Raw genomic sequence first — 8,316 nt, 5'->3', positions numbered from 1 at the left:
ACCTGATCACCCGCACGAACCGCCAGCTCCACAAAAGCCGTACCCGGCAGCAGCACCGAACCCATCACGACGTGATCGAGCAGCCACGGATGCGTGTCGAGCCCCAGTCGGCCCGTGAGCAGCAGCCCCTCGCCACCGGCCAGCGGCACGGCGGCCCCGACCAGCGGATGGTCGACGGTCGCCAGCCCCAGCCCGGCCGTACCGCCAGGGGCAGTGGCCGGGGGCTCGGGCCAGTAGCGCGCGTACTGGAAGGCGTACGTGGGCAGCTCGACCCGAGCCGCGCCGGTACCGGCGAAGACGGCGTCCCAGTCGACCGCCACACCGCGGACATGTGCCCGGGCGACGGCGGTGGTCAGCGTCTTGGCCTCGGGACGGTCCTTGCGCAGCGCGGCGGCGAACACGGCGTCCTCGCGGGTCACACACTGCTGGGCCATGGCGGTGAGCACACCGTCCGGGCCCAGCTCGACGAACGTGGAGACGCCCTGGGCTTCGAGGGTGCGGACACCGTCGAGGAAACGGACGGCTTCGCGCACATGGCGCACCCAGAAGTCGGCCGTCGTGATCTCCTCGGCGGCCACCACGCCACCGGTCAGATTCGACACGATCGGGATCTTCGGAGCCTCGTACGACAGCCCTTCAGCCACCTCGCGGAACGCGTCCAGCATCCCGTCCATGCGGGGCGAGTGGAAAGCATGGCTGACCGTCAGCCGCTTGATCTTCCGACCCTGCGCCTCGAACGACGCCGCGATCGCGACAGCCGCGTCCTCATCACCCGCGATGACCACCGACGCCGGCCCGTTGAGCGCGGCGATCGAGACGCGCTCGGTGAGCAGCGGCGCCACCTCGTCCTCCGACGCCTGCACCGCGATCATCGCGCCACCGACCGGAAGCTCCTGCATCAGGCGACCACGAGCCGCCACCAGCTTCGCCGCGTCCGCCAGCGACAACACACCCGCCACATGCGCGGCGGCCAGCTCACCAATCGAGTGGCCGGACAGGAGGTCCGCCTTCAGACCCCACGCCTCGACCAGCCGGAACAACGCCACCTCAACCGCGAACAGCGCAGGCTGAGTGAACCCCGTCTGATCCAGCGCCTCAGGGTCGCCCCCGAAGAGGACGCCCTGCAAAGGCCGTTCAAGGTGCGCGTCCAACTCCGCACACACCGCATCGAGCGCCTCCGCGAACACCGGATAGGCGTCATACAACTCACGCCCCATCCCCAGCCGCTGACTCCCCTGCCCCGTGAACAGGAACGCCACCTTGCCACCGGCCACCGAACCCTGAACGAGCGCCGCTGCGCGACGTCCCTCGGCCAGCGCCCCCAAAGCCTTCAGCAGCCCATCCCGGTCCTCGGCCACCACCACCGCGCGGTGGTCGAACGCCGATCGGCCGGTCGCCAGCGAGTAGCCCAGGTCGACCGCGTCCAGCTCGGGCCGGTCCGTCGCATGCTCCACCAGCCGCGCGGCCTGGTCCCGCAGCGCAGCCGCATTCCGCCCCGACAGCACCCACGGCACCACGGCGGGCGGGACAGCGGGAGCCGCCGGAGTCTCCGCCGCCTCCACCTCAGGCGCCTGCTCGATGATGGTGTGCACATTGGTGCCGCTGATGCCGAATGACGACACACCCGCGCGGCGCGGACGGCCGGTCTCCGGCCATTCCACCTGATCCGTCAGCAGCGCGACCGCGCCCGCCGACCAGTCCACATGCGGCGACGCCTCGTCCGCGTGCAGGGTCTTCGGAAGCACCCCGTGCCGCATGGCGAGGATCATCTTCATCACACCCGCGACACCGGCGGCGGCCTGGGTGTGGCCCATGTTCGACTTGATGGAGCCGAGCAGCAACGGCCGCTCCGCGTCCCGCTCCTGGCCGTACGTGGCGAGCAGCGCCTGCGCCTCGATCGGGTCGCCCAGCGTCGTGCCCGTGCCGTGCGCCTCGACCACGTCCACATCGCCGACCGACAGCCCGGCGGCGGCCAGCGCCTGCCGGATGACACGCTGCTGGGATGGGCCGTTCGGCGCCGTCAGACCATTGGACGCACCATCCTGGTTCACCGCGCTGCCGCGCACCACGGCCAGCACCGGGTGGCCGTTCTTGCGCGCGTCCGACAGCCGCTCGACCAGCAGCATGCCCGCGCCCTCGGCCCAGCCCGTGCCGTCCGCGTCCGCCGAGAACGCCTTGCAGCGGCCGTCGGCGGACAGGCCGCCCTGGCGGCTGAAGCCGACGAATGTGCCGGGCGTCGCCATCACCGTGACACCACCGGCCAGCGCCATCGTGCACTCGCCCGAGCGCAGCGCCTGCATCGCCCAGTGCAACGCCACCAGTGACGACGAGCACGCCGTGTCGACGGTGACCGCCGGGCCTTCCAGGCCGAGGGCGTAGGCGACGCGGCCGGAGGCGATGGAGCCCGTGCTGCCGGAGCCGATCGCGCCCTCGCCGCCGCCGTCCGGGGCCTGCTCCACCAGCGTGGCGTAGTCGTGGTACATGACGCCCGCGAACACACCGGTACGGCTGCCGCGCAGCGTGACCGGGTCGATGCCCGCGCGCTCGAACGCCTCCCACGACGTCTCCAGCAGCAACCGCTGCTGCGGGTCCGTCGCCAGCGCCTCGCGCGGCGAGATCCCGAAGAAGGTGGGGTCGAAGTCGGCGGCGTCGTGGAGGAAACCGCCCTCGCGGGTGTACGAGGTGCCGGGGTGCTCCGGGTCCGGGTGGTAGAGCGCGTCCAGGTCCCAGCCGCGGTCGACGGGGAAGCCGGAGATCGCGTCCTGGCCGGCGGACAGCAGCCGCCACAGGTCCTCGGGGGTGCGCACCCCGCCCGGGAAGCGGCAGCTCATCGCCACGATGGCGATCGGCTCGTCGTCGATCGCGCCCACGGCCTGGACGGGCAGGCCCGACTGGGCGCCGGTGCCCGCCAGTTCGTCCCGGAGGTGTTCGGCCAGGACGAGGGAGGTCGGGTAGTCGAAGACCAGGGTGGCGGGGAGCCGCATCCCGCTGACCGCGTTCAGGCGGTTGCGCAGTTCGACGGCGGTCAGCGAGTCGAAGCCCAGGTCGCGGAAGGCACGGTCGGGGTCGACGGAGTCGGCGGTGCCATAGCCCAGGACGGCGGCGACCTGGGTACGGACCAGCTCCAGCAGCGACTCCAGCCGCTCGGTCTCGTTCAGGCGGGCCAGCCGCTGTGCCAGGGCGCCCGTTCCGGCGGAGCCCTCCGCCGTACGCCGCGCCGGGACCCGCACCAGCCCGGACATCAGCGGGGCCACCACACCGGTGGACGCCGCCTCGGCCCGTGCCGCCGCCAGGTCCAGCCGCACCGGGACGAGCAGGGCCTCGCCGGCCCGTCCGGCCGCGTCGAACAGCTCCTTGCCCTCGTCGGTGGCGAGCGCGGCGACGCCGCCCCGGCTCATCCGGGACACATCGGCCTGGTCCAGCTCACCGGCCATACCGCCGGATTCTGCGGCCCACAGGCCCCAGGCAAGGGACGTTCCGGGCAGGCCACGCGCCGTACGGTGCTGGGCGAGTGCGTCCAGGTAGGCGTTGGCGGCGGCGTAGTTGCCCTGTCCGGCGGCGCCGAAGACACCGGCGGCGGAGGAGAAGAGAACGAACGCGGACAGGTCCAGGTCGCGGGTCAGCTCATGCAGGTTCCACGCCGCGTCCACCTTCGGACGCAGCACCCGCTCCAGCCGCTCCGTCGTCAGCGAACCGATCACGCCGTCATCCAGTACACCGGCCGTGTGCACCACGGCCGTCAGCGGATGCCCGGCCGGAATGGCCTCCAGCACCTCGGCCAGCGCGCCACGGTCGGCGACATCACAGGCCGCCCACCGCACCTCGGCGCCCAACTCGGTCAATTCCGAGCCGAGTTCGGCCGCGCCCGGAGCCTCGCCACCACGGCGGCTCACCAGCAGCAGACGCCGGACCCCACGCTCCACCACCAGGTGGCGGGCGAACAGAGCGCCCAGCGTGCCGCTCGCACCGGTGACCAGCACCGTGCCGTCGGCATCGAACTCCGGCGCGTCGTCCCCGGAGCCCGCAGCGGCGGCCCGCGCCAGGCGCGGCGCCCGCAGCACCCCGTCCCGTACGGCCACCTGCGGTTCCCCCGACGCCAGCGCGTCCGGCACCGCCCTCAGCGAATCGGCCGCGCCATCGACGTCGACCAGGACGAACCGGCCGGGGTTCTCCGACTCGGCGGAGCGCACCAGGCCCCAGACGGCGGCATGGGCCAGATCGGCCACCGGCTCGTCCGCACCGGCCGCCACCGCACTCGAGGTCAACAGGACCAGGCGCGAGTTCGTGAAGCGGTCATCATCCAGCCACTGCTGCAGCAGGCTCAGCGCCTGGGCGGTGGCGCGGTGCACCGCGCCGGCGGGTGAGGAGCCTTCCCCTATCCCGCCCCTTCCCGCGACCTGGGGCTCCGCCCCAGAACCCCGGTCCTCAATCGCCGGACGGGCTTGAAGGGCGACCACCACGTCATCCGGCAGCGCCGCGCCGGAGTCGACAGCCGTGGCCAGCGCGTCCAAGTCGGGGTAGGTGTCGAACCGCTGCCCGGTCGACGCCAGGTCGAGCGCGTCGGATCCCAGCAGCGCCCAGCGTCCCGCCGGACCCTGGGCGGACACCTCGGCCCAGTCGAGCCGGAACAGCGACTCCTGACGGCCACCCCGCGCGCCCTGGATCTGCTCGACGGACACCGGCCGCAGCACCAGCGAATCCACCGACAGGACGGCACGCCCGGCACCATCGGCCACCGCCAGCGACACCGCGTCCGCACCGGCCGACGACAACCGCACCCGAAGCACCGAAGCACCCACCGCGTGCAGCGACACACCAGCCCACGCGAACGGCAGCCGCGCCCCGTCCGCCCCCTCGATCAGACCACCCAGGCCGACCGCGTGCAGCGCCGAATCCAGCAGCGCCGGATGCAGGCCGAACAGCCCCGCCTCGGACCGCGCCTCCTCCGGCAACTCCAGCTCCGCGTAGACCTCATCACCCAGCCGCCAGGCGGACGTCAGCCCCTGGAACACCGGGCCGTACGTCAGCCCCGCCTCGGCCAGGCCCTCGTACAGGCCCTCGACGGGCAGCGCCGACGCCCCCGCCGGAGGCCACGCCGCCAGGTCGAACGACGCCGCGGGCGCGCCCGAGCCCAGCACACCCGACGCATGCCGCGCCCACGGCTCGTCAACCGCCGCGTCCTCGAACCGCGAGTACACCGTCAGCGCGCGCCGCCCCGAAGCGTCGGGAGCGCCCACCGACAGCTGGAGCTGGACGCCGCCCACCTCGGGAAGCACCAGCGGCGCCTCCAGCGTCAGCTCCTCCAGCAGATCGCAACCGACCTGGTCACCGGCGCGGATCGCCAGCTCCACGAAGGCCGTGCCGGGCAGCAGCACCGAGCCCGCCACCGCGTGATCGGCCAGCCACGGGTGGGTGTCCAGGGCGAGACGGCCGGTGTAGAGGAAACCGTCGGAGTCGGCGAGCGCCACCGCGGCACCCAGCAGCGGGTGGTCGGCCGCGCCGAGCCCGGCGGACGCCATGTCGCCCGTCCAGTAGCCGGTGTCGAGCCAGTAGGTGTCGCGCTGGAAGGGGTAGAGCGGAAGGTCCGTGCGGGCCGTGTCCGTCCCGGCGAACACCGCGGCCCAGTCCGGGGTGACGCCGTGGACATGGGCCCCGGCGACGGCGGCGGCCAGGCTCTGGAGCTCCGGGCGGCCGGAGCGCAGCGCGGACACAAGGGTGGCGTCGTCGCGGGTCAGGCAGTCCTGGGCCATGGCGGTGAGCACACCGTCCGGGCCCAGTTCCACGAACTTCGTGACGTTGCGCTCCTCCAGCGTCCGTACGCCGTCGAGGAAGCGGACGGCCTCGCGGACGTGGCGCACCCAGAAGTCAGCGGTCGTGATCTCCTCGGCGGCCACCACGCCACCGGTCAGATTCGACACGACCGGGATCTTCGGAGCCTCGTACGACAGCCCCTGCGCCACCTGCCGGAAGGCCTGCAGCATCCCGTCCATACGCGGGGAGTGGAACGCGTGGCTGACCGTGAGGCGCTTGGTCTTCCGACCCCGCGCCTCGAAGTCCGCCGCGATCTGCAGCGCCTCGTCCTCATCACCCGCGATGACGATCGACGTGGGCCCGTTGAGCGCGGCGATCGAGACGCGCTCGCCGAGCAGCGGCGCCACCTCTTCCTCCGACGCCTGGACGGCGATCATCGCGCCACCCGCCGGAAGCTCCTGCATCAACCGCCCACGCGCCGCCACCAACGTCGACGCGTCCGCCAGCGACAACACACCCGCCACATGCGCCGCGGCCAGCTCACCGATCGAATGCCCGGAGAGGAAGTCGGGCCGCAGCCCCCACGCCTCCACCAGCCGGAACAACGCCACCTCAACCGCGAACAAAGCGGGCTGGGTGAACCCCGTCTGATCCAGCGCCTCGGCATCGTCCCCGAACAGGACGTCCTGCAAAGGCCGTTCCAGATGCGGGTCCAGCTCCGCGCACACCGCGTCCAGCGCCTCCGCGAACACCGGATAGGCGTCGTACAGCTCACGCCCCATCCCGAGTCGCTGACTGCCCTGCCCGGTGAACAGGAACGCCACCTTGCCGCCGGTGACCTTGCCCTCGACCAGCCCGGTCGCGGGCTCCTCGCGGGAGAGTGCGTCGAGGGCCCGTATCAGACCCTCGCGGTCGTCGGCGACGATCGCCGCCCGGTGGTCGAAGGCGGCCCGGCCGATGGCCAGCGAGAAGCCGACATCGGCGAGGCGCAGTTCGGGGTGGGCTTCGAGGTGGGCGCGCAGGTTCGCGGCCTGCGCGCGCAGCGCGGGGCGGCTCTTGGCCGCCACGGTCCACAGCGGCAGCGCGGCGGCGGCACGGGTCTCGGCGGGGGCGCCGTCGTCGGCCGTCTTCGCGGTCTGCGGCTCCTCGGCGTCCGGCTCGGGCGCCTGCTCCAGGATGGTGTGCGCGTTGGTGCCGCTGATGCCGAACGAGGACACCGCGGCCCGGCGCGGCTGGTCGGTGTCGGGCCAGGCGCGCCCCTCGGTGAGCAGCGAGACGGCGCCCGCCGACCAGTCGACGTTGGGCGTGGGCTGGTCGACGTGCAGGGTCCGCGGAAGCGTCCCGTGGCGCATCGCCATGACCATCTTGATGATGCCCGCGACACCCGCGGCGGCCTGGGTGTGGCCGATGTTGGACTTGATGGAGCCCAGCCACAGCGGCTGGTCCTCGGTGTGGTTGCGCCCGTACGTGGCGAGCAGGGCCTGCGCCTCGATGGGGTCGCCGAGGGTGGTGCCCGTGCCGTGGGCCTCGACCACGTCGATCTGCCCGGCGGAGAGCCGGGCGGAGGCCAGGGCCTGGCGGATGACGCGCTGCTGCGAGGGCCCGTTCGGCGCGGTCAGCCCGCTGCTGGCGCCGTCCTGGTTGATGGCGCTGCCGCGGACGAGGGCGAGCACCTGGTGCCCGTTGGCGCGGGCGTCGGAGAGCCGCTCCAGCAGCAGCATGCCGGCGCCTTCGCCCCAGCCGGTGCCGTCCGCGGCCGCCGCGAAGGACTTGCAGCGGCCGTCGGCGGCGAGGCCGCGCTGGCGGCTGAACTCGGTGAAGGTGCCGGGGGTGGACATCACCGTGACACCGCCGGCCAGGGCCAGCGAGCACTCCCGGCGGCGCAGCGCCTGGGCGGCGAAGTGCAGGGCGACCAGGGAGGAGGAGCAGGCCGTGTCGATGGTGACGGCCGGCCCCTCCAGGCCGAAGGTGTAGGCGACGCGGCCGGAGGCGATGGAGCCGGAGCTGCCGTTGCCGAGGAAGCCCTCGACGTCCTCGGGCGCGGAGAACAGCCGGGAGGCGTAGTCGTGGTACATCACGCCCGCGAACACACCGGTCTGGCTGCCCTGGAGCGAGGTCGGGTCGATGCCCGCGCGCTCGAACGCCTCCCAGGAGGTCTCCAGCAGCAGCCGCTGCTGCGGGTCCATGGCGAGGGCCTCGCGCGGCGAGATGCCGAAGAACGCGGGGTCGAAGTCGGCCGCGTCGTGCAGGAAGCCGCCCTCGTGGACGTACGGCTCCTGGCCGCTGTCCGGGTCCGGCTCGAAGAGGACGTCGGTGGCCCAGCCGCGGTTGGTGGGGTACGGCGTGGCCGCGTCACCGCCGCGGACGACGAGCTCCCACAGCTCCTCGGGGGTGGTGACCCCGCCGGGGTAGCGGCAGCTCATCGCCACGATGGCGATCGGCTCCTGCTCACGCTCCTCGACCTCGCGCAGCCGCCGCCGTGCCTCGCGCAGGTCGGTGGTGGCCCGCTTGAGGTAGTCGAGGTACTTCTCTTCGTTCGCCGTCGCCATTACGCCGTCCCCGCGG

At 73.0% G+C, this 8,316-nt stretch carries 1 protein-coding gene; it reads right to left on the bottom strand.

Translation table 11 applies throughout. The features are described 5' to 3' along the window. A partial coding sequence (locus ACFYOY_RS43550) for a type I polyketide synthase (RefSeq protein ID WP_388593361.1) occupies window positions 1-8,300 on the bottom strand: 8,300 nt, incomplete at its 3' end. Window positions 8,301-8,316: the final 16 nt, after the last annotated feature.

Origin of the sequence: Streptomyces sp. NPDC007875 (genome assembly GCF_042868035.1) — a bacterium.
Lineage (GTDB): Bacteria > Actinomycetota > Actinomycetes > Streptomycetales > Streptomycetaceae > Streptomyces > Streptomyces antimycoticus.
This window is presented reverse-complemented; position numbering and strand designations above follow the sequence as displayed.